Here is a 22800-nt window from a genome sequence, read left to right on the forward strand (position 1 = left end):
CCGCTCAGTTGACCTGAGTCAGGGACTCCGCCACCAGGAAGGCGAGTTCAAGAGACTGCTTATGGTTCAGCCGCGGGTCGACCAGGGACTCATACCCCTGATCAAAGGCTGACTCGTCGACGACGTCGGAGCCGCCGAGGCACTCGGCCACGTCGTCGCCGGTCATCTCCACGTGCAGGCCGCCCGGGTAGGTCCCCAGCTCGCGGTGGACCTCGAAGAAGCCGCGCACCTCATCGAGGATGTCGTCGAAGCGGCGGGTCTTGTAGCCGTTGTCCGCGGTGATGGTGTTGCCGTGCATCGGGTCGGTCACCCAGACGACCTTGGCCCCGGAGTCCCGGACTGCCTTCACCAGCGGTGGAAGCTTTTCCCGGACGTTCGCGGCGCCCATGCGCACGATGAAGGTCAGGCGACCCGGTTCGCGCTCCGGGTCGAGCTTCTCGATGATCTCGAGCACGGTCTCGGGCGTGGTGCTCGGGCCGAGCTTGACCCCCACCGGGTTCTGCACCCGCGAGAGGTAGTCCATGTGGGCGCCGTCGAGCTCACGCGTGCGCTCCCCGATCCAGACGAAGTGTCCGCTGGTCACGTAGGGCTTCCCGGTGCGGGAGTCGATGCGAGTCAGTGCTCGTTCGTAGTCCAGCAGCAGCGCCTCGTGGGCGGCGTAGAACTCGGTGCGCTTGAGACCTTCGAAGTCGGCGCCGCAGGCCTCCATGAAGCGCACGGCGCGGTCGATCTCACCGGCAAGCTGCTCGTACCGGGCGTGGGCGGGATTCGCCATGAACCCCTTGTTCCACTGCTGGACGGCGCGCAGATCCGCGAAGCCGCCCTCGGTGAAGGCACGCACCAGGTTCAGCGTGGCTGCGGACTTGTGGTACGCCGCGACCATCCGCTTGGGGTCCGGCATCCGGGATTCCTCGGTGAAGGCGAAACCGTTGACGATCTCCCCGCGGAAGGTCGGCAGGGTGACGCCGTCTCGGGTCTCGACGTCGGAGGAGCGCGGCTTGGCATACTGACCCGCCATGCGCCCCATCTTGACCACCGGCAGCGACGCTCCGTAGGTGAGCACGACCGCCATCTGCAGGATGGTCTTGATCTTGGCGCTGATCCGGTCGGCGCTGACCCCGTCGAAGGTCTCGGCACAGTCGCCGCCCTGGAGCAGGAAGGCCTCACCGTTGGCCACCTTGGCCAGGCGACGCTTGAGCTTGTCCACCTCACCGGCGAAGACCAGCGGCGGGTGCGCTGAGAGCTCGGCGTAGGCAGAGTCGAAGTCCGCGTGTCCGTGCCAGTCAGGCTGCTGCCGCAGCGGCAGGGAACGCCACTCGTCGAGGCCCGGATAGTCGGCTGCACCCACGTGCAGGATCTCACCGGGAGCGGTCAGCGGGGCATCAGATCGGGGCTCTGGCGTGGTAGTCACCAGATCAGCGTAGACCGCGCGACTCAGTCATACCTAATGCCGCAGCCGAGTTCCAACATCCGGACGACGCCGCCGCTCAGGCCTTGTTCTTCGCTGCGTCCGAGTAGAGGGTCTCCACCTCGTCGGCGAAGTCCTTCATGACCAGCGGGCGCTTGATCTTCATCGACGGTGTGAGGTGTCCGGACTCGATGGTGAAGTCCGTGTTCAGCAGACGGAACTCGCGGATCGATTCCGCGCGGGACACCGATTCGTTGGCGCGGTCCACCACAGACTGGACATGTGTGAGCACCTTCTCGTCCTTCGCCAGCTCCGCGACCGGGGTCTCGGGGTCCAGACCCTGCCGCTTGAGCCACTGCGGAAGCGTCTCGACGTCGAGGGTGATCAGCGCGGCCACGAAAGGCTTGTTGTCGCCGACGACCACTGCCTGGGAGACGATGGCGTCCGCACGGATGAGGTCCTCGAGCTGGGCGGGCGAGACGTTCTTCCCGGCCGCGGTCACCAGGATCTCCTTCTTGCGCCCGGTGATGGTGAGGCACCCATCAGCATCCAGCGTTCCGACGTCGCCGGTGCGGAACCATCCGTTGTCGGTGAAGATCTCCTGATCCAGCTCGGGACGGTTGTGGTAGCCGCGGAAGACGCAGACTCCGCGGCCGAGGATCTCGCCGTCGTCGGCGATCTTCACCGCGCAGCCCGGAAGCGGCGCTCCCACAGTGCCGATCTTGCTCAGCTCCGGGGTGTTCACCGTCAGCGGGGCCGTGGTCTCGGTGAGCCCGTAGCCCTCCAGGATCTGCACGCCGACGCCGAAGAAGAAGTGGCCGAGCCGCTCCCCCAGCGGGGAGCCGCCGGAGACCGCGTGACGGACCTGGCCGCCCATCCGCGCGCGCAGCTTGGAATAGACGAGCTTGTCGAAGACCGCGTGCTTGAGCCCGAGCGTGAAGGGAACCTTGCCGTGGGCCTTGGCGCGGGACCAGGCGATGGCGGTGTCAGCCGCCTTGGTGAAGATCGCGCCCTTGCCCTCGGACTCGGCCTTGAGCATCGCGGCGTTGTAGATCTTCTCGAAGACCCGAGGCACTGCCAGCAGGAACGTGGGCTCGAAGGTGCCGAGGTCGTCCACCAGCTCCTTGATGTCTGAGGTGTGCCCGACGCGCGACCCGCCGGCGACTGCCAGCACGGAGATGAACCTCGCGAAGACGTGGGCCAGCGGGATGAACATGACCGTGGAGGCGTCCTTGTGCACCACGGAACCCAGCGAGGATCCGAGCGCCTGGAGAGAGAGCTCGGTGAAGTTTGCATGGGTGAGCTCACAGCCCTTGGGGCGACCGGTGGTGCCCGAGGTGTAGATGATGGTCGCCAGGTCTTCACCCACCGCCACGTTGCGGCGCGCGATGACCTCGTCCTCGGGGACCTCGGTGCCCTTGGCGCGGATCTCGTCGAGCCCGGTGCCTTCGATCGTGTAGACCTGGTGCAGACCCTGCAGCTTCTCCTGGGCGACGGCGCGCTCCACGATCCGCTGGTGATTCGGGGTCTCAGCGAAGAGCAGCTTCACGCCGGCGTCCTCCACGATCCAGGCGACCTGGGAAGGCGAGGAGGTCTCGTACACCGGAACGGTGATCGCCCCGGCGTACCAGATGGCGAAATCGAGAAGGGTCCACTCATAGCGGGTGGGAGCCATGATGGCCACGCGATCCCCGATCTCGATGCCGGACCCGATGAGGCCCTTCGCGATCTGGACCACCTGGTCGCGGAACTCGGCTGCGCTGACGTCAGTCCACTGCCCAGGGCTGAGCTGCCGGCCGAAGAGAACGTTCTTCGGATCGGCGGTGACCTGGCGTTCCAGCAGGTCGGTGATGTTGAGATCGGCAGGGACCTCGACAGCCGGGGGTGTTGCGAATTCCTTCACGGTGGACTCCTCCATCATGTGTGCTCGGTCACACCATCTTGCCACAGCCGGATACTGATCAGTAACCAGGCCTCAGACCTGCGCGCCGTCCCCGTTCCCGGAGCGGCTGCGCGGCATCTGCAGGAAGAGGATCACCAGACCCGCGAGCACCAGGCCGATCAGCGCGGGGACCGTCCAGCTGGGAGCGTTCAGCGGCAGGAACGGCACGATGATCAGTGCCAGGATCGCCCCGATGCTCAGCACCGCACCCAGGACCACCGCCGGCCGGGCTCCGGCCAGGGGGTTCTTGGGGTTCGGCGGCTGGAAGTCGTCGACGTCGTCGAGCGCGTCGTCGTCGACCCGGTGGTCCCGCGGACCCTGACCCGGACCGGGCAGCGGTCGGGACTGACCACCTCGGCCGAAGACTCTGCTGGGCTCATCATCGCGATAGTTGCTCATGGGGCAATCCTCTCAGAGGGCTCGCGGGCACGGTGCCGGCGAGCGCAGGAAGTCGCGCAGCTGGTGCTGGATCGTGTCCGCCTCGTAGTCCAGCGTCGCCACATGGCGGCTGCGCGGCAGATCCACCACCCGCAGCTGATCCTCACCCAGGATCTTGATCAGTGTATTGGCGGAGGACGGTGGCAGAACATCGTCGGTGCCCGAACGAAACAGCAGCACAGGGGTCCCACGGCGTCTCAGCCCGGGGAGCTCCCCGCGGACCTGGGCGAAGAGTCGATCCAGTTGGACGACGGCGCGCAGCGGGGTCCGGGCATACGCCTCCTCCGTCACCCCGGGCTTGGCGATGTCCCCGGCGATGCTCGCCACCGTGGGACGGAATCGACCCAGCGCCCATGCGGTGGGACCGGTCAGCGGAGCGAGACGGAGCCCCGGGTTGATCACGGCGACGGCCTCGACCCGGCGATGGGCCGCCACGTGCAGGGCGAGCGAACCACCCATGGAGAGTCCGACCGTGGCGACGGCGGCGCATCGCGCAGCGAGGCGGTCGTAGCTGGCCAGCGCGGCCCGTGTGATCTCGTGGCGGCTCGTGCGGTTCAGGTCCTGCCACCGCGTGCCGTGTCCGGGAAGCAGCGGCAGATCCACGGTGAAACCCGCCTCGCGCAGGGACTCGGCGACGGGCTCCATCGAGGCTCGGGTCGAGGTGAATCCATGAAAGACGGCGATTCCCATGGCGGAAGTGTGCATGGGGTCACTGTATTGCCTCTACAGTGGTCTCGAAGCTCAGCCGCCGGAAAGGACCCCTGCCCAGTGTCGTTCTACAGCGTCGCCAAGAACATCGTCGTGGGCCCAGTGGTCAACACAGCCTTCCGCCCCTGGGTGCGCGGGCTGCACAACATCCCGAGTGAGGGGCCCGCGATTCTGGCCTCGAATCACCTCTCCTTCTCCGACTCCGTGTTCATCCCGGTCAAGGCCCCGCGTCAGGTGCACTTCATGGCGAAGGACGACTACTGGGCACGGCAGGGAGCCTCGGGGTGGGTGATGAAGAAGTTCTTCGACCTCTCCGGGCAGATCCCGATGGACCGCTCAGGGGGCAAGGCCAGCCAGAACTCGCTGAACGCCGGGGAGCAGCTGCTGCGCGACGGCGGCGTGCTGGGCCTCTACCCCGAGGGCACCCGCAGCCCCGACGGGCGGCTGTATCGGGGCAAGCTCGGCATCGCCCGGCTGGCGCTGAACACCCAGGCACCGGTGATCCCTATTGCGCTGATCGGCACCGACAAGGTCCAGCCGATCGGGAAGAACATCCCCCGGCTGGGACGCGTGGGGATGATCGTGGGCGAGCCGATGACCTTCGAGTCCTACTACGGCAATGCCGAGGACCGCTTCGCTCAGCGCGCGGTGACCGACGAGATCATGTACCGGATCATGCGACTCTCCGGCCAGGAGTACGTGGACGTCTACGCTGCCGACGTCAAGCGCCAGCTGGAAGCAGAGAAGGCCGCCGCCAAGGCAGCGCGCCGGGTGCACCGCCATCCCGGCCAGACGCCCGAGGGGCGCGCCGACTAGCTGGCGGCCGGGCGGGCCACAGGCCGGGCGCGGCCCAGGCGCACACGAAAGAGCCCCGAAGCGATGATGATCGCTCCGGGGCTCTTCTCTGCGATATGTGCGCGAGGGGGGACTTGAACCCCCACGCCCGTGAAGGCACTGGCACCTGAAGCCAGCGCGTCTACCTATTCCGCCACTCGCGCATACCTGCTTGTCAGGCCTCAGCGACCCGACCCGCTCCCGGCATTTTCTTCCCGGCAGCGAGAAACATATTACCCACAGAGCCAGCTGTACGCCTAATCGCCGCCGGCAGCGGCACGGCTCAGGCACCGGGCGCCCAGCCTCAGCGGTCGAGACCACCAGAACAGCCCAGGAACCCTAGTATTGGAGGGATATGTCTGAAGCCACCACAGCCCGCCGTGACCAGTTCTCCGCCGAGGACCTCGGCTACCCCGCCCAGCTCCCGGTCACCGCCGAGCGCGAGCGGATTCTGCGCGCGTTGGCGGATCATCAGGTCATCGTCGTCGCCGGCGAGACCGGATCAGGCAAGACCACCCAGCTGCCCAAGATGGCGCTGGAGCTGGGGCTGCATCGAGACGGCATGATCGGCCACACGCAGCCTCGCCGCCTGGCGGCCCGGACCGTGGCCGAACGCCTGGCGGAGGAGCTGGGCACCTCGGTGGGCCGAGACATCGGCTACCAGGTCCGCTTCAACTCGGAGGTCTCTGGGGCGACCGCAGTGAAGCTGATGACCGACGGCATCCTGCTCGCCGAGATCCAGCGTGACCCGCAGCTGAGCCGATACTCGGCCATCATCATCGACGAGGCCCACGAGCGCAGCCTCAACATCGACGTCATCCTGGGCTATCTGCGTCGGGTGCTGCCCACCCGACCCGATCTGAAGGTGATCGTCACCTCGGCGACCATCGACCCTGAACGGTTCGCCCGGCACTTCAGTCCCGACCCGGAGAACTGGACGCGAGAGACCTCCGAGGTGCCGATCATCGAGGTCTCCGGACGCACCTACCCCGTGGAGATCCGCTACCGGCCGATCAACCCCGAGGCAGAGCTCGAAGACTTCGACGAGTCCGAACATTTCGGCGAGGACGAGGACGGTGGTGCCCGACAGGCCGCCTCGACCCGCCCCGGCTCCGCCGCCGCGAGCACCAGGGGCCCCTCCCCTTCCAGCGCCGAGGAGGAGGGCCGTGATCTGCTCGACGCCGTCAGCGACGCGGTGCTGGAGCTGGCCCGCGAGCCGGAGGGCGACATTCTGATCTTCTTCCCCGGCGAGCGCGAGATCCGCGATGCCGCGGAGGCACTGGCGGAGACCGTCTCGCGTGAGCGCAGGCTCAACAACGCTGAGATCCTGCCGCTCTTCGGACGCCTCTCGATGGCCGAGCAGAAGCGGGTCTTCTCCCCCGGCGGACGACGACGCATCGTGCTCGCCACCAACGTGGCGGAGACCTCGCTGACGGTGCCCGGCATCAAGTACGTGATCGACACCGGCACAGCACGCATCTCGCGGTACTCCACCCGCACCAAGGTCCAGCGCCTGCCCATCGAGGCGATCTCGCAGGCCAGCGCGAACCAGCGCTCCGGGCGTTCAGGGCGGACCAGCGACGGCATCGCCATCCGGCTGTACTCGCAGGCGGACTTCGAGTCGCGTCCCGAGTTCACCGACCCGGAGATTCTGCGCACCTCGCTGGCCTCGGTCCTGCTGCAGATGTCTTCGATGGGCATCACCCGGACGCCCGACGACCTGCTGGACTTCCCGTTCGTGCAGAAGCCCGACGCGAAGGCTGTCAACGACGCCGTCCGGCTGCTCACCGAACTCGGGGCGCTGAACACCGGCAGAGACTCTGGATCCCGCGGCAGCGGCTCCGTGACCCCCGTGGGGCGCATGCTCGCCCAGCTGCCGGTGGATCCGCGGATGGCCCGGATGATGGTCGAGGCGGCCCGTCGGGACTGCCTGCCCGAGGTCACCGTGCTGGTCGCGGGGCTGACCATTCAGGATCCCCGCGAGCGTCCCGCGGAGAAGCGAGCCCAGGCCGATGAGCTGCACGCCAGGTTCAAGGATGAGAACTCCGACTTCTCGGCGCTGCTGAACCTCTGGCGCTATCTCCAGGAGAAGCAGACCGAGCTCTCCGGCAATCAGTTCCGCAAGCTCTGTCACCGCGAGCACCTGAACTATCTGCGCGTGCGTGAATGGCAGGATCTGGTCGGGCAGCTCGGCGAGATCGCCGAACAGGTGGAGTTCCGTTCGCAGGGCTCCGGGCGTCGTGGCTCCTCCGAGCACCGCTCCTCCAAGGGTCGGCGCGGGCGCAGGATGCCCAGCGTGGACCCGGCCCAGAAGCACGACCAGATCCATCAGTCGCTGCTGTCGGGGCTGCTCAGCCATGTCGGTCTGTACAACCCCCGGACCCGCGACTATCAGGGAGCGCGCGGCACCCGATTCGCGGTGTTCCCCGGCTCCCACCTGTTCAAGAAGAACCATGACTGGGTCATGGCCAGCGAACTCGTGGAGACCTCGCGGCTCTGGGCACGCACCGTGGCGAAGATCGATCCCGCCTGGGTCGAAGAGCTGGCCCCGCATCTGGTCAAGACCAGCCACTCCGAGCCGCGCTGGTCCGCCCGGAAGGGCGCCGTGGTCGCCACGGAGAAGGTCACCCTCTTCGGGGTTCCCGTGGTCGCGGACCGGCAGGTGCTCTACTCCAAGGTGGACCCGGAGTACAGCCGTGAGCTTTTCATCCAGCGTGCTCTGGTGGACGGCGACTGGTCCACGCGCCATCATTTCGACAGGCGCAACCGACAGCGTTTCGCGGAGCTCGAAGAGCTCGAGAACCGGGCCCGGCGCAAGGACCTGCGCGCCTCCGACGAGGAGCTCTTCGCCTTCTTCGACGCCCGCCTGCCCGCGAGCATCGTCTCCCAGCGCCACTTCGACTCCTGGTGGAAGACCCAGCGTCATGAGACCCCGGAGCTGCTGGACCTCACCGATGCCGCCCTGATGGCCGAGGCAGCAGAAGAGCTGGACGTCGAGTCCTTCCCCGAGCACTTCGACCATGACGGGCTCCAGCTCGAGCTGCAGTACGAGTTCAACCCCACCCGCTACACCGCTGAGAGCGGATCCGCAGCCACGGCCACTGCCGACGGCGTGACGGTGCGGGTCCCGGTGCTGTTCCTGAACCAGCTGGAACCGGCACGCTTCGACTGGCTGATCCCCGGACTGCGCACCGAGCTGGTCACGGCGCTGATCCGCGGCATGCCCAAGCCGCAGCGCAAACATTTCGTCCCGGCGCCCGATGTCGCAGCACAGGCGCGGGAGCAGCTCGAGGCGGACTTCGCCCCCGGCGTGGATTCACTGACCGATGCCCTCGCCACCGTGCTGCGCAGGCTCAGAGGTCATGTGGTCGATCCCGCGGTCTTCGACACCAGCGCACTGCCCGAGCACCTGCGATTCACCTTCGCAGTGATCAGTGATCGCGGCCGCGTGCTGGACACCGGCTACGACCTCCGCGAGCTGCAGATCCGCTTCTCCGGCGAGAACCGGCAGGCCATCGGGCGCAGCCTCTCCGAGGACACCCAGGGCGCCGACGAGGGCTCCGCACCCCGGCACGGGTCACCGAGATCCAGCACGGACTCCCCGGGCACCAAGGCGTCACAGCCTGGCGGCAAGCCGCAGCAGAAGACCGCCGACGCCGCCGCGGCAGGCAAGCAGAACCAGACGAGCTGGACCTTCGGAGACCTCTCTCGGGAGATCACCACCGTGGTGGCAGGTCGCCAGATCACCGGTTACCCGGCGCTGGCCCCGGCCGCTTCGGGAGTCTCCTCCACGATCCAAGACTCCGCCCAGGCCCAGCGTCGAGTGCACCGGGCCGGCGTCGTCGCGCTGCTGCGCGAAGTCCTTCCGTCGCCGCAGCGCTACGTGCTGGACAACCTGAGCAACCGAGAGCGCCTGGCCTTCAGCCAGTCTCCCCACGGCACAGTGGAATCCCTGGTCGAAGATGCGACGACGGCGGCGCTGGATCACCTCGTCCCGGCAGAGCTGCCGTTCCGCGAGGCCGAATTCCAGCAGCTCGCGCGCGGCGCGCGGGCGGAGCTGATCGAGACGGTGCTGCGGCTCACCGATGTCCTCGCGCAGGTCCTGGGTCAGTCCGCCGAACTCACCACCCGGCTCTCGCGGAGCCGCTCGGATGCGCTGCGCGCGCCGCTGAGCGACATGTCCACCCAGCTCCAGCAGCTGGTCTACCCGGGGTTCGTCACCGCCACGGGTCAGTCTCAGCTGCAGCATGTGCCGCGCTACCTCAGGGCCATCGCGCTGCGGCTCGACCGCCTCGAGGCGGGTCAGGGACTCAGCCGCGACGCCACGGACATGGCAGCGGTGCAGGAGCTGGAGGATGAGTACGACGCCGCACTGGAGGCGGTGCCCGCACAGCTTGCCGTCCCGGATGAGCTGCTTGCGGTGAAGTGGATGCTCGAGGAGTTCCGCGTCAACCTTTTCGCCCAGCAGCTGGGGACGGCCCAGACCGTGTCGGCCAAGCGGATCCGGCGCGCGCTCAAGCAGGCACGCCAGTAGGGTCCCGGGGATCTGTTCCCGAGCGGCCGGCTGTGCTCAGTCGGCTTCGGCGGGGACGTGCTCGGCGTCTCCCATCAGACGCAGCGCCACACGCAGCTTCTCGGCGGATTCGTCCATCATCGCGGCGTCCGGATCGTCGTCGGCCTGGGCGAAGCTGTGATCGGCCATGGAGTTAGAGGGCCACACGTGGATATGCAGGTGCGGGACCTCGAAACCGGCGATGCTGAGCCCTGCGCGCTCGGATCCGAAGGCCTCGACCTGCGCCTTGCCGATGCGATGGGCCACGTGCATCAGATGGGCCATCAGCTCCCCGTCTGCCTCGGTCCATCTGTCGACTTCCTGGCGGGGCACCACGAGCGTGTGCCCGTAGGCCAGGGGGGCGATCGAGAGGAATCCGACACAGGTCTCGTCCTGCCAGACGAAGCGTCCAGGGATCTCACCGGCGATGACCTTGCTGAAGACTGTGCTCATGGGTGCCACTCTAGTCCTGACTGCTAGTCTGGGGCGAGCATGAACGAGATCTCAACCACCCCTCCGGCGCGCGGTCGCTCCACCCGTCAGAAGCGCGCCGTCTGGGCGGCGCTTCACTCGCTCGAGGACTTCGTGAGCGCCCAGGAGCTGCATAAGATCCTCGATGACCGCGGCGAGAAGGTCTCACTGGCCACGGTCTACCGGGTGCTGCAGTCCCACCAGGAGGAGGGGCTCGTCGATGTGCTGCGACCCGACGACGGCGAGGCCATCTACCGGCTCTGTGAGCGCGAGGAGCACCACCATCATCTGGTGTGTCGCTCCTGCGGGCTGACCGTGGAGTTTGAGGCCCCGGACATCGAAGACTGGGCGGCGAAGCTTGCGGCCCAGCACAACTTCTCCGAGGTTCGGCACACGTTGGAGATCTTTGGTCTCTGCGCCGCCTGCGCCGCGCTTCCCCGCCGCTGACTCAGCCAGCGGAGCACCCCCGACGGAGCGTCAGCCCACCAGCGCGGCGGAGGCTCGCTTGTGCCGGATCCTGCCGCCGCGACCGATCAGCACGCACACCACGTAGATGAGGAACGAGATCGTGGTGATGTAGGGACTGATCGGGACGGTTCCGGTGATCGCGAGCATGATGCCGCCCACCGAGGAGACCAGCGCGAATGCCATGGACAGCAGCACCGCGAGGTACGGACGCACGGTGACCTTCAGCGCGGCCGCCGCCGGGACCACCAGCAGCGCCAGCACCAGCAGGGCCCCCACCACCTGGACCGACATGGCCACCGCCACGCCGAGCAGCACCATGAAGACCATGGAGAGCAGGTTCACCCGGACTCCGCGGGCACGCGCCAGCTGCGGATCCACCGAGGCGAACATCAGCGGACGCCAGATCAGCAGCAGCACGATGCTGATGAGCACGGCCCCGGTGACCAGGGTCTGCGTCTGGATGTCGTCGACTCCGACGATCTGCCCGGTGAGCAGGCCGAACTTGTTGGCGCTGCGTCCCTGGTAGAGCGAGAGGAAGAGGATCCCCAGTCCCAGGCCGAAGGGCATCAGCACTCCGGTGACGGCACTGGTGTCGCGGTCCTTGAGACTGAGCACGCCGATCAGCATGGCCGCGGCGACGGCCCCCACGGCGGAGCCGGCGACCACATCCACCCCGATCAGCAGCGCCAGCGCTGCCCCGGCGAAGGAGATCTCCGCGATGCCGTGCACGACCAGGGCCGTGCGACGCAGCATGATGAACACCCCGATGAGTCCGCCCATGAGGCCGAGCACCCCGGCCGTGATCACGGAGTTCTGCACCAGTGAGAAGAGCTCCCAGTACCCTTCGGTGCTGAACGAGCCGGTCAGAGTCTCCATCATGGAAGCGACAGCTCCTCGGGGTGGTAGTGGCAGCCCTCGTCGTGGGCGGACATGACCACCAGGCGGCCCTTGTGCTCGATGACGTCGACCGATGAGCCATAGAGCTCGGAGAGCACCTCTGAGCGCATGACCTCCTCGGTGGTGCCGATGCGGTATTGGCCTCGGGCGAAGTAGAGCACACGGTCCACGTGCTCGATCACCGGGTTGATCTCGTGGGTCACGAAGACCACCGCGGAGCCGCGGTCCACCGCCTGGCGGCGGATGAGCTCGGTGACTGCCTGCTGGTGGTGCAGGTCGAGGGAGTGCAGGGGTTCGTCGCAGAGCAGAACCTCGGGGTTGGAGGCCAGCGCCTGAGCGGTGCGCAGTCGCTGCTGTTCTCCTCCGGAGAGCAGTCCCACCGGCATGTCAGCGTAGGCAGAGGCGCCGACGGCATGGAGCAGCTCATCCACACGGCGGCGCAGCCTCCGGGGGTGCAGTCGCATGCCGAATCGATGGCCGTCCAGACCCAGGGCCACCATGTCACGGGCTCGAAGCGGCGTCTCCTCGGGCATGGTCTGCTGCTGCGGGATGTAGCCGACGCGGCTGCTGCCCCGCCGCACGGGCTCTCCGCTGATCTCCACCGACCCGGCGCTGAGCCGGGTCAGACCGAGCAGCACCTTGAGGAAGGTGGACTTGCCCGCGCCGTTGGGTCCCAGCACCGCAAGGAACTCACCGGGCACCAGCTCCAGGTCCAGGCCTTCCCAGAGCATGCGCCCGTTGAAGCCCACACTGGCCTCGCGCAGCTGCACGACCGGCTCCGGACTGCGGGGTGCGGCCGATGGCGTCGCGGGAATTGTGGAGGCGGGCCTTGTGGGGGCGGGGCGGGGATCAGCCACGGGCATCCTCCACCACCGTCTCCACGGCGGAGATGTTGCTCTCCATCCACTCCACGTAGGAGTCGTGCTCCTGCGGGATCGTCTCGTTGAACTCCAGCACTGCCACCCCGGCGTCCTCCGCGGCCTCGCGGATCTGCGCCGACTGATTGGTCTCCGTCTGGGGGTTGTAGGAGAGCAGATCGATCTGCTGGTCTGCCGCGGCGGTGAGCGCCTGCTGGTAGAGCCGGGGGGCGACGTCGTCGCCGTGTTCCACAGCGGCCAGGAACTGCTCATCGGTGCTGTCTTCGAGACCGGCGTCGCTCAGCAGGAACTGGGAGACGGCCTCGGTGGACAGGAAGCTCATCGACTCGGCGTCGATCGCGCGGTTGCGCTCATCCAGCGCGTCGATCTCGGCGGCGAGGGCATCGGCGTTCTCCTGGTAGAGCTCGGCGTCCTCGGGGGCGAGTTCGCCCATGTGGACGCTGAAGTCCTGCACGAAGTCGCTCATCGCGGCGAGGTCGTACCAGAGGTGTTCGTTGACGAACCCTTCGGCGTGATCGTGACCGTCATGCGGATCCTCCTCGCCCTCGTGCTCCTCATGATCTTCCTCGCCCTCGTGATCCGCGTCTTCCTCGGCGTGGGCGTGCTCGTTCTCACCGTCGATGAGCTGGTAGACGGCGTCTTCCTTGCCGGAGGTCGCGGCCAGGCGTGTGATGAAGGGGTCATAGCCGCCGCCGTTGGCGACGATCACGTCCGCGCGGTCCACGCTGAGCCGGTCCTGCGGGGAGGCTTCGTAGGAGTGGGGGTCCGCGGCGGTGTCATCGACGAGGGCGCTGACCTCCGCGGTGTCCCCCAGGATGCGGCTGGCGAGGTCGGCGTAGACGTCGGTGGAGGTCACCACGGTGAGCCCCTCGCCGGAGGTCCCCTCGCCGCCACCGGAGTCCGAGGCGTCCGTGGAGCCGCCGCAGGCGCTGAGCAGCATCGTGGACGCGGCGAGGATCGCCACGGAGGAGGACAGGCGGGAGGCAGGCATGACACGCACTTTCTGACGGGAGACCGCGAACGGTTCGGGCAACTGAGGAAAGCGTACGTCCAGTCTTTGTTGAGAACAAATCTCAACTAGCCCCTCTGTGGCCCGTTCCTCAGTGCCCCTCTTCAGAGACCGTATGCCGGCGGCGGGAATCCCAGGACTGCGTGGCGTCGTGGATCTCTCCGACCAGCACCTCCAACACGTCCTCCAGGAAGAGGATCCCCTGGGTGACACCCGCCTCGTCGATCACCCGGGCGAGGTGGGATCCGGTGCGCTGCATCTGGGCCAGGCACTGCTCGATCTCATCACCGGTGCCCATATTGCCCAGCGAACGCACCACGGTGACCGGAATCGGATCCTTGGACTGGGTGGCCGGAAGGCTCATCACGTCCTTCAGGTGCACGTATCCGGTGTAGAGGCCATCCTCCTGCGCGGTGACGAAGCGGGAGAATCCGGTGCGACCCACCGCCTTCTCCACCTTTCTGGGAGTCACGTCGGTGGGGACGGTCACCACCTCCTGGACGGGGACCATGACCTCGCCGGCGGTGTAGTCGCTGAACTCCATGGCGCCGGCGATGATCCCGGCATCATCGCGCACAGTGCCGCCGCGCTTGGACTCGGCGACGATGGACTCCATCTCCTCCAGCGTGAAGGTCGAGACCACTTCATCTCGCGGCGTGACCCTGAAGGCGCGCAGCACCAGGTTCGCCGCCAGGTTGAGCAGCCAGATCAGCGGCATCAGCACCCGGTAGAGGAACACCATCGGCGGGGCGAGCAGCAGCACGGCGCGGTCCGCCACCGAGACGGCGAAGTTCTTCGGCACCATCTCGCCGATGGTCACGTGCAGGAAGGAGACCAGTGCCAGCGCGATGATGAACGCGATCACGCTCGCGACGGTGTAGCTCAGTCCCACCGAGGTCAGCGGGTCGGTGAGCAGGTGGTGGATGGCAGGTTCGGAGACCATCAGGATCAGCAGCGAGCACACGGTGATGCCCAGCTGCGCGATCGCCAGCATCTGCGAGACATGTTCCATCGCGTAGATGGCGGTCTTGGCGCGGGCTGACCCGGCCTCGGCCCGCGGTTCGATCTGGCTCCGGCGGGCACTCATCACGGCGAACTCGCCGGCCACGAAGAAGGCGTTGCCTGCCAGCAGCACGACCAGCCAGAGGATTCCCAGCAGATCGGGGTTCATCGTCGCTCACCTCGTTCGCGGGCGTGGCGGTCGTGATCGGCGCGCTCCTCGGCGAGCTTCTCGGCGCGTGCCGCCGCGTGCTCGAGGGCGGCCTGGCGGGCCTCCGGATCCGGGGTGAAGCGCAGCCGGTCGATCCGGCGGCCGTCGATGTCGACGACGGCGAGTCTGCCGCCGTCGACCTCCACCTCGTCGCCCAGCCCGGCCACCCGACCCAGGGTGAGCAGCACGAAGCCCGCGACGGTCTCGTAGGCCGGATGCTCGGGAACGTTGAGCTCAAGGATCTGTGCGTTGATCTCGTCCGGGCGCAGCAGCCCGGGGAAGAACCAGTCCCCCGAGGCGCTCTGCAGCACTCCGGGAGCGATCCGGTCGTGTTCATCGGCGACCTCGCCGACGATCTCCTCGATCAGGTCCTCCAGCGTCACCACGCCCGAGGTGCCGCCGTATTCGTCCTCCACGATGGCCACTTGCAGCGAGGCCTCGCGCAGCACGGGCAGCAGCGCGTCGAGGTGGATGGTCTCCGGCACCCGGGTGATGTCGGACATGACGGTCGCCGCGACCAGGCCGTCGCGCTTCTCGCGCGGAACGGCCACAGCCTTCTTCACGTGAGTCACTCCGCGGACGTCGTCGACGGAGTCCCCGAGGACCGGGAAGCGGGAGAAGCCGGTGCGCCGGGCCAGGTCGATCAGGGCCTCCAGCGAGGAGTCGGCCTCGATGCTGGCCATCCGTGGCCGTGGGGTCATCACATCGGCGGCGGTCTGGTCCGAGAAGCGCAGGGTGCGGTCGAGGAAGGTCGCGGTGCCCTCTTCCAGGGTGCCCAGCATCGCTGAACGCCGCACCATGGAGGAGAGCTCCTCCGGGGTGCGGGCCCCGGAGAGCTCCTCCTTGACCTCGAGGCCGAACCGGTGCAGGACCTTGTTGGAGAAGCCGTTGAGCACGATGATCAGCGGCTTGAACATGGCGGTGAAGAACAGCTGCGGCCCCGCCAGCGTGCGGGCCACCGGATAGGCCTCCGCGATGGCGAGATTCTTCGGGACCAGCTCGCCCAGGAGCATGGTGACCATCGTGGCGATGATCAGCGCAAGGGTCAGCGACACTGCCGAGAGCGCCGCACCGGGGACTCCGAGCGCCTGCAGAGGCGCCGTGAGCAGCACGCCCAGCGCCGGTTCGGCGACGTAGCCGGTGAGCAGCGTGGTCAGTGTGATGCCCAGCTGACACGAAGAGAGCTGGGTCGAGAGCGACTTCAGACACCGCATCACCGCCGGCGCCCGCTTGTCTCCGCGGTCGATGGCCTGCTGGACGGTGGACTGGTCCAGAGCGACCAGCGAGAACTCGACGGCGACGAAGAAGCCGGTGCCGAGGATCAGCAGGAAGCCGACCCCGAGGAGCAGCAGTTCCACTTAGCGCTGCCACCCCCGGTCGACGGCGGATGCGCCGGGCTCAGCGGCGCCGCAGAGGGCGGTGGCGCGGGGGCGGGTCAGGCGGAAGCGAGGTTGTCGGTACTCCATGAGAACTCGAATCTTACCGGGTTCTCACCAGGATGCCGTCAGCGGTTTGCCCTCTTCGTAGCCGGCGGCCGACTGGACCCCGGCCACGGCGCGCTGGCGGAACTCATGCAGTGACTCCGCCCCGGCGTAGGTCATCGCCGAGCGCACTCCGGCGGTGATGGAGTCCAGCAGGTCCTCCACTCCGGGCTTGGCCGGGTCCACATACATCTGTGAGGTGGAGATGCCCTCCTCGAAGATGGCCTTGCGGGCCCGGGAGAAGGCGCTCTCGGTGGCGGTGCGGTTCTGCACGGCCCGCGAGGAGGCCATGCCGAAGCTCTCCTTATAGCGGCGACCGTCCACTCCGGTGAGCATGTCCCCGGGAGATTCATAGGTGCCGGCGAACCAGGAGCCGACCATGACCTGGGAGGCTCCGGCGGCCAGCGCGAGGGCGATGTCGCGGGGGTAGCGGACTCCCCCGTCGGCCCAGACGTGTTTGCCCAGCTCGCGGGCCGCGGCCGCGCATTCCAGCACCGCGGAGAACTGCGGACGTCCCACGGCGGTCATCATGCGGGTGGTGCACATCGCCCCCGGGCCCACGCCGACCTTGACGATGTCGGCGCCGCCTTCGATGAGGTCACGGACGCCGTCGGCGGTGACGACGTTTCCGGCGACCACCGACACCTTGCGCCCGCTGGCGTCCACGGTCTCGCGGACCGCACGCAGGGCCTCGAACATCTTCTCCTGGTGGCCGTGGGCGGTGTCCACGACCAGCACGTCGACCCCGGCGCCGAGCAGCGAGTCGGTCTTCGCCGCGACATCGCCGTTGATGCCGACGGCGGCGGCCACCTTCAGCCGCGAATGCTCGTCCAGGTTCGAGCGGTACAGGGTGGAGCGCAGCGCACCCTTGGGGGTGAGCACCCCTGCCAGCACGCCGTCGGAGGTGGTCACCGGGGCGTAGCCGGCGCCCGCAGCGTCCATCGCCGCGAAGGCCTGCTCCAGGCCGCCCTCGCCGAGCACCTCATCCGCGGTGAAGCGCAGCGGGGGCATCCGCATCACCGAGGCGACGGAGGAGAAGCGGTCCACGCCGAGACCGTCGCTGGCGGTCACCACTCCGGCGAGGCGCAGGTCTTCGTCGACCACGCAGACGGCGTCGTGGTTGCGCTTGTCCAGCAGGTGCAGGACATCGAGCATGGTGTCCGTGGGCTGGACCTTGAGGGCGGTCTCCAGCACGGGATGGCAGGACTTGACCCAGTCGGTGACCTCGCGGATGACCTCCAGCGGGACGTCCTGGGGCAGCACCCCGAGACCGCCGCGGCGGGCCATCGTCTCCACCATGCGGCGCCCGGTGACAGCTGTCATGTTGGCGGCCACCACGGGGATGGTCGAGCCGGTCGCGTCTTCCGCCGAGAGGTCCACGCTCATCCGGGACTGAGTCTGCGAGCGGGAAGGGACGAGGAACACGTCCGAATAGGTGAGGTCGGTGACGGGTTCGTTCAGAAATTTCACGGAGATCCGTGCCCTTCTTGGTGCTGGATGTCAGGTGTTCAGGGCTCGCGCGAGACGATCATGTCTCCGGCGGAAGCGACCCCTGACACGATACCGTGGCCGGTGGCGGCACGGTGCACAAAGTCACTATGCTTGGACGAGGTGAAGATTCGAGAGCACGATGCTGTGCCGAATAACTACACAACACAATGGAAGAGGCGTATCCACAGTGCCAGAGCTAACGTCCAGCCGTCTTGCCGAGGAGTTCCCGGGTAACGAATGGTTGGTCGCCGACATATACGACAAGTTCAAGGACGATCCCGAGTCGGTGGATCGTAAATGGGCTGAGATATTCCGCCAGCTCGAGGGCGACGGTGATTCTGCCTCGACGAGTTCCAAGACCTCCTCCGACTCTGCTGAATCTGCTCCTTCAGACTCAGACTCCGACACCTCGGAATCCGAGAAGCCGAAGTCGGCACCCTCGAAGTCCGAGTCCTCAAAGTCCACCGCTTCGGCCGGCAACGGCGCGGCCAGCCCGGGCGACAAGAGCGGCGCCGCGTCTCGCGCCTCCGCGGATTCGACGCCCAGCGCTGGCAACCAGCGTGAATCCCGGGCCGAATCGACTCCCGCCACGGCCAAGCCCGCTGAGCCGGATCACGCCCAGAAGCCCAGCGCCGAGAAGAGCGCCTCCTCCACGCAGAACAAGCCGGTTGCTCCACGGACACCGACGACGAAGAAGTCCGAAGGTTCCTCCAGCACGCCGATCCCCTCGGAGCCCTCCTCCGCGAAGGCCGAGTCCGAGGAACCGTCTGAGAAAGAGGACAAGGTCACCCCGCTGAAGGGGATCTCCAAGGCCATCGCGGCCAACATGGACGCCTCGCTGACCGTCCCGACCGCCACCACGGTGCGCGCCGTGCCGGCCAAGCTGCTCATCGACAACCGCACCGTGATCAACAATCACCTCAAGCGGACCCGTGGCGGCAAGGTCTCCTACACCCACCTGATCGGCTATGCGCTGCTCAAGGCGCTCCGAGCCCACCCGTCGATGAACGTCACCTATGACGTGAAGGACAACAAGCCGGTGGCGATCCAGCCGGCGCATGTGAACTTCGGCCTGGCCATCGACATGCCGCGTCCCGACGGGACCCGCGCGCTGGTGGTCCCGAACATGAAGGCCGCCGAGGAGATGAGCTTCACCGACTTCTGGGGCGCCTACGACGACGTCGTCAAGCGGGCCCGGGACAACAAGCTCACCCCCGGGGACTACGCCGGCACCACCGTCTCACTGACCAACCCCGGCGGCATCGGCACCGTGCACTCGGTGCCGCGCCTGTCCAAGGGCCAGGCCGTCATCGTCGGCGTCGGTGCGCTGGAGTACCCCGCAGAGTTCCAGGGCGCCTCGGAGAAGACGCTGAACAGCCTCGCGGTCTCCAAGGTCATCACCCTGACCTCCACCTACGACCACCGCGTCATCCAGGGCGCCGGCTCGGGCGAGTTCCTCAAGACCATCCACGAGTACCTCCTCGGCAAGGACGGCTTCTACGAGGAGATCTTCGAGGCGCTGCGCATCCCCTACGAGCCGATCCACTGGTCCGCGGACATCCAGGTCAACCCTGAAGACCAGATCAACAAGGTCGCGCGGATCCAGCAGCTGATCCACTCCTACCGGGTCCGGGGCCATCTGATGGCCTCGGTGGACCCGCTGGAGTACCAGATGCGCAGCCACCCCGACCTCGACATCGAGTCGCACGGGCTGACTCTCTGGGACCTGGACCGCGAATGGCCCACCGGGGGCTTCGGCGGCAAGTCGATGCTTCCGCTGCGCAACATCCTCGGCGTGCTGCGCGACACCTACTGCCGCAGCACCGGCGTGGAGTACATGCACATCCAATCTCCCGAGGAACGCCAGTGGTTCCAGGACGAGATCGAGCACCCCTACGAGAAGCCCACCCGTGACGAGCAGTTCCGGATCCTGGGCCGGCTCAACGCGGCCGAAGCCTTCGAGACCTTCCTGCAGACCAAGTTCGTGGGACAGAAGCGCTTCTCCCTCGAGGGCGGCGAGTCGCTGATCCCGCTGCTGGACACGATCCTCTCCGAGGCCGCCGATGAGGGCCTGGACGAGGTCGCCATCGGCATGGCCCACCGTGGCCGCATCAACGTGCTGACCAACATCGCCGGCAAGACCCACGCACAGGTCTTCCGCGAGTTCGAGGGCCGTGAGGCCGGGTCCGTGACCGGTTCCGGCGATGTGAAGTACCACCTGGGAACCCGCGGGTCCTTCACCTCGGACAAGGGCAACTCCACCAGCGTGTACCTGGCGGCGAACCCCTCCCACCTCGAAGCGGTGAACCCCGTGCTCGAGGGGATCGTCCGGGCCATGCAGGACCGGATCAATCAGGGTGCGGACGCGCTGAACTCGTTCTCCGTGATGCCGCTGCTGGTCCACGGCGACGCGGCGTTCGCCGGACAGGGCGTGGTCGCCGAGACGCTGAACATGTCTCAGCTGCGCGGCTACCGCACCGGCGGCACGGTGCACGTGGTCGTGAACAACCAGGTCGGCTTCACCACCGCACCTTCGGCGGCGCGGTCGATGACCTATTCCACCGATATGGCCAAGGCCATCCAGGCGCCGGTCTTCCACGTCAACGCCGATGACCCAGAGTCAGTGGCCCGCGTGGCCCAGCTCTCCTTCCGCTACCGCCAGCGGTTCAACAAGGACGTCGTGATCGACCTGGTCTGCTACCGCCGACGCGGACACAACGAGGGCGACGACCCCTCGATGACCCAGCCGAAGATGTACAACCTGGTCGAGGCCAAGCGCACCACGCGCCGGCTCTACACCGAGGCTCTGGTCGGACGCGGCGACATCACCCAGGAAGAGGCCGATCAGGCGCTGCGGGACTTCCGGCAGCGGCTGGAGCGGGTCTTCACCGAGACCCATGCGGCCCAGACCCAGCCGATCTCCACCGCGAACACCTCGGACTCGGAGACCAAGGGAATGGCGCCGATGGCCTCCCAGGAAGAGACCAGCACTCCGGACCGAGAGGCCACCGACACCGCCATCAGCGAGGATTCGCTGGCGCACATCGGCGAGGTCCACACCAACATCCCGGAGAGCTTCACGCCGCATCCGAAGCTGAAGTCCCTGCTGGAGAAGCGCGCCAAGATGGCGCGTGAGGGTGGCATCGACTGGGGCTTCGCCGAGATCGCGGCCTTCGGCTCGCTGCTCATGGAGGGCACCGAGGTCCGACTCGCAGGCCAGGACTCGCGACGCGGCACCTTCGTGCAGCGTCACGCGGTGTTCCATGACCGTGTCAACGGTGATGAGTGGTACCCCCTGAAGAACCTGACCGAGGATCAGTCCCGGTTCTTCATCTACGACTCGCTGCTCTCCGAGTACGGCGCGCTGGGCTTCGAATACGGATACTCCGTGGAGAACCCGCATGCGCTGGTGCTCTGGGAGGCCCAGTTCGGCGACTTCGTCAATGGGGCGCAGATCATCATCGATGAGTTCATCGCCACGGCCGAGCAGAAGTGGGGACAGAAGTCCTCCGTGGTCATGCTGCTTCCCCACGGCTATGAGGGTCAGGGCCCGGATCACTCCTCAGGGCGCCCGGAGCGCTTCCTGCAGCTCTGCGCCGAGGACAACATGACCGTGGTGCTGCCCTCCTCGGGAGCGAACTACTTCCATCTGCTGCGCCGCCAGGCCGTGGCCCGGCCGCGCCGTCCGCTCATCGTCTTCTCCCCGAAGCAGCTGCTGCGGCTCAAGGCAGCCGCCAACTCGGTGGAGGACTTCACCACCGGCACCTTCCAGGAGGTCATCGGGGACCACGAGGTGGACGCCTCCAAGGTCAAGCGCGTGCTGATCGTCTCGGGTCGGCTCTACTACGATCTGATCGCCACCCGAGCCAAGCACAAGGACGAGACCACCGCCATCGTGCGGCTCGAGCAGCTCTACCCCATGCCGGTGGAGGAGCTGCAGGCGGAGCTGGATCGCTTCACCTCGGCCGAGGAGTTCGTCTACGCTCAGGATGAGCCGATCAACCAGGGGCCCTGGCCGTTCCTGGGGCTGAACCTGCAGCCACGTCTCACGCAGGACCTCAAGCTGGTCTCCCGCGCAGAGTCGGCCGCCACCTCCGTGGGGCAGGCCAAGCGGCATGCCAAGGAGCTGGAGGGCCTGCTCAGCAAGGCTTTCCCGCACCTGGACCTGTGACCTGATGGAAGAGACCACTCAGGATCTGCGTTCCTCCGTCATAGGCCCGCGGCGTCATCTGCGGATCGTGGCCCTCGGCGACGAGCTGCTGACCGGGATCGGTGACCCCCGAGCGCTGGGATGGCTCGGTCGCGTGATCTCCAAGACCCCGATCGAAGGCATCGCGCTGGAACACTATGTCCTCGCGATGCCCGGGGAGGGCACCGAGGCGCTTTCGGAGCGCTGGCAGCACGAGACGCTGGCCCGCTTCGAGGCAAGCGCCCCGGAGCCACCAGAACGTCATCTGGTGGTCGCGCTGAACGACAAGGACCTCTACAGCGCAACCTCCTCTGCCCGCTCGCGGCTGAACCTGGCCAATATCCTGGACCGAGCGTCCCAGGAGGGCATCCGGTGCCTGGTGATCGGCCCGGTGCCCACTCTGGACAGCGACCGGAACCAGCGGATCTCTGAACTCAACGCTGCCTACCGGGACGTGGCCTCCCGCCGTTCCCATGTCTACGTGGACTCGTATACACCCCTGGTCAGCCACGAGCAGTGGCGCAGCGACCTCGCGGCCAACGGCGGGCTCCCCGGCCAGGCCGGGTACGGGCTGATGGCCTGGCTCGTTCTTCATCGCGGCTGGTATCAGTGGTTAGGGCTCCAAGAGCCGGTGGCCTAGAATTAGCTCCAGCCGACGAAAGGAGTTCATCATGAGCAAGCGTGGACGTAAGCGCAGCGCGCGTCGCAAGAAGAACGCGAACCACGGCAAGCGCCCCAACTCCTGATTTCAGGAGTCCGAGGCCTTCCCGCGGTCGCCGCGACAGCGCAGAAGCAAAGAACCCCCTGCAGAGCAGCTCTGCAGG

At 67.3% G+C, this 22800-nt stretch carries 17 protein-coding genes and 1 tRNA gene; 6 read left to right on the plus strand and 12 right to left on the minus strand.

The features are described from left to right. Window positions 1-4: 4 nt before the first annotated feature. The 4 genes from H4W26_RS03675 to H4W26_RS03690 all read right to left on the minus strand — a co-directional run bounded on the left by H4W26_RS03675 (window position 5) and on the right by H4W26_RS03690 (window position 4493). Window positions 5-1375 carry a class II 3-deoxy-7-phosphoheptulonate synthase gene (locus H4W26_RS03675; protein WP_192592001.1) on the minus strand — a complete coding sequence of 457 codons (1371 nt, stop codon included), beginning with the start codon at window positions 1373-1375 and terminating at the stop codon, window positions 5-7. 112 nt (window positions 1376-1487) lie between these two features. After that, window positions 1488-3311, minus strand: coding sequence for an AMP-dependent synthetase/ligase (locus tag H4W26_RS03680; protein ID WP_192590784.1), 1824 nt, complete (start codon window positions 3309-3311; stop codon window positions 1488-1490). 72 nt (window positions 3312-3383) lie between these two features. Beyond that, window positions 3384-3749 (minus strand): hypothetical protein, encoded by a 366-nt coding sequence (locus tag H4W26_RS03685; protein ID WP_192590785.1) that lies wholly within the window; start codon window positions 3747-3749, stop codon window positions 3384-3386. A gap of 12 nt (window positions 3750-3761) precedes the next feature. Continuing rightward, window positions 3762-4493 carry an alpha/beta hydrolase gene (locus H4W26_RS03690; protein ID WP_192590786.1) on the minus strand — a complete coding sequence of 244 codons (732 nt, stop codon included), beginning with the start codon at window positions 4491-4493 and terminating at the stop codon, window positions 3762-3764. 63 nt (window positions 4494-4556) lie between these two features. Between H4W26_RS03690 and H4W26_RS03695 the strand changes: the two genes are divergently transcribed. Further along, window positions 4557-5312 carry a lysophospholipid acyltransferase family protein gene (locus H4W26_RS03695; protein ID WP_318779758.1) on the plus strand — a complete coding sequence of 252 codons (756 nt, stop codon included), beginning with the start codon at window positions 4557-4559 and terminating at the stop codon, window positions 5310-5312. A 98-nt stretch (window positions 5313-5410) separates the two neighbouring features. Here the strand turns inward: H4W26_RS03695 and H4W26_RS03700 are convergent. Continuing rightward, window positions 5411-5494, minus strand: a tRNA-Leu gene (locus tag H4W26_RS03700). Window positions 5495-5685: 191 nt separating this feature from the next. Between H4W26_RS03700 and hrpA the strand changes: the two genes are divergently transcribed. Then, window positions 5686-9864, plus strand: coding sequence for an ATP-dependent RNA helicase HrpA (gene hrpA / locus H4W26_RS03705; RefSeq protein WP_192590788.1), 4179 nt, complete (start codon window positions 5686-5688; stop codon window positions 9862-9864). Between the two features lie 36 nt (window positions 9865-9900). Here hrpA and H4W26_RS03710 read toward each other — a convergent pair whose 3' ends face one another. Continuing rightward, window positions 9901-10335 carry an HIT family protein gene (locus H4W26_RS03710; RefSeq protein WP_192590789.1) on the minus strand — a complete coding sequence of 145 codons (435 nt, stop codon included), beginning with the start codon at window positions 10333-10335 and terminating at the stop codon, window positions 9901-9903. Between the two features lie 39 nt (window positions 10336-10374). Here H4W26_RS03710 and H4W26_RS03715 point away from each other — a divergent pair, with 39 nt between their 5' ends. Continuing rightward, complete coding sequence (locus H4W26_RS03715; protein ID WP_192590790.1) at window positions 10375-10800, plus strand: Fur family transcriptional regulator; 426 nt, start codon at window positions 10375-10377, stop codon at window positions 10798-10800. Between the two features lie 30 nt (window positions 10801-10830). On the opposite strand, the gene H4W26_RS03720 is transcribed toward H4W26_RS03715, so the two are convergent. The 6 genes from H4W26_RS03720 to guaB1 form a co-directional block, all read right to left on the minus strand. After that, complete coding sequence (locus tag H4W26_RS03720; RefSeq protein WP_192590791.1) at window positions 10831-11700, minus strand: metal ABC transporter permease; 870 nt, start codon at window positions 11698-11700, stop codon at window positions 10831-10833. Continuing rightward, window positions 11697-12581, minus strand: coding sequence for a metal ABC transporter ATP-binding protein (locus H4W26_RS03725; protein WP_192590792.1), 885 nt, complete (start codon window positions 12579-12581; stop codon window positions 11697-11699). Before H4W26_RS03725 ends, H4W26_RS03720 begins: the two co-directional genes overlap by 4 nt. Then, complete coding sequence (locus H4W26_RS03730) at window positions 12568-13587, minus strand: metal ABC transporter substrate-binding protein (RefSeq protein ID WP_192590793.1); 1020 nt, start codon at window positions 13585-13587, stop codon at window positions 12568-12570. Before H4W26_RS03730 ends, H4W26_RS03725 begins: the two co-directional genes overlap by 14 nt. Before the next feature lie 109 nt (window positions 13588-13696). Then, entirely contained in the window at window positions 13697-14776 is a 1080-nt protein-coding gene (locus tag H4W26_RS03735; RefSeq protein WP_192590794.1) for a hemolysin family protein, read from the minus strand. Beyond that, a complete protein-coding gene (locus tag H4W26_RS03740) occupies window positions 14773-16173 on the minus strand; it encodes a hemolysin family protein (RefSeq protein ID WP_192590795.1) in 1401 nt (466 codons plus the stop codon). The genes H4W26_RS03735 and H4W26_RS03740 overlap by 4 nt, the downstream gene beginning before the upstream one ends. A 132-nt stretch (window positions 16174-16305) precedes the next feature. Then, complete coding sequence (gene guaB1 / locus H4W26_RS03745) at window positions 16306-17766, minus strand: GMP reductase (protein ID WP_192590796.1); 1461 nt, start codon at window positions 17764-17766, stop codon at window positions 16306-16308. 208 nt (window positions 17767-17974) lie between these two features. On the opposite strand from guaB1, the gene H4W26_RS03750 reads away from it, so the two are divergent. The 3 genes from H4W26_RS03750 to H4W26_RS14100 are packed head-to-tail and all read left to right on the plus strand — an operon-like array spanning window position 17975 to window position 22722. Further along, a complete protein-coding gene (locus H4W26_RS03750) occupies window positions 17975-21958 on the plus strand; it encodes a multifunctional oxoglutarate decarboxylase/oxoglutarate dehydrogenase thiamine pyrophosphate-binding subunit/dihydrolipoyllysine-residue succinyltransferase subunit (RefSeq protein ID WP_318779759.1) in 3984 nt (1327 codons plus the stop codon). A gap of 4 nt (window positions 21959-21962) precedes the next feature. Next, the gene (locus H4W26_RS03755) at window positions 21963-22616 is read left to right on the plus strand and encodes a GDSL-type esterase/lipase family protein (RefSeq protein ID WP_192590798.1); all 654 of its coding nucleotides are present in this window, start codon (window positions 21963-21965) and stop codon (window positions 22614-22616) included. A 31-nt stretch (window positions 22617-22647) separates the two neighbouring features. After that, window positions 22648-22722, plus strand: a complete 75-nt coding sequence (locus H4W26_RS14100) for a 50S ribosomal protein bL37 (RefSeq protein WP_369699669.1) — start codon at window positions 22648-22650, stop codon at window positions 22720-22722. Window positions 22723-22800 lie beyond the last annotated feature (78 nt).

This window comes from Nesterenkonia halotolerans, assembly GCF_014874065.1.
Lineage (GTDB): Bacteria > Actinomycetota > Actinomycetes > Actinomycetales > Micrococcaceae > Nesterenkonia > Nesterenkonia halotolerans.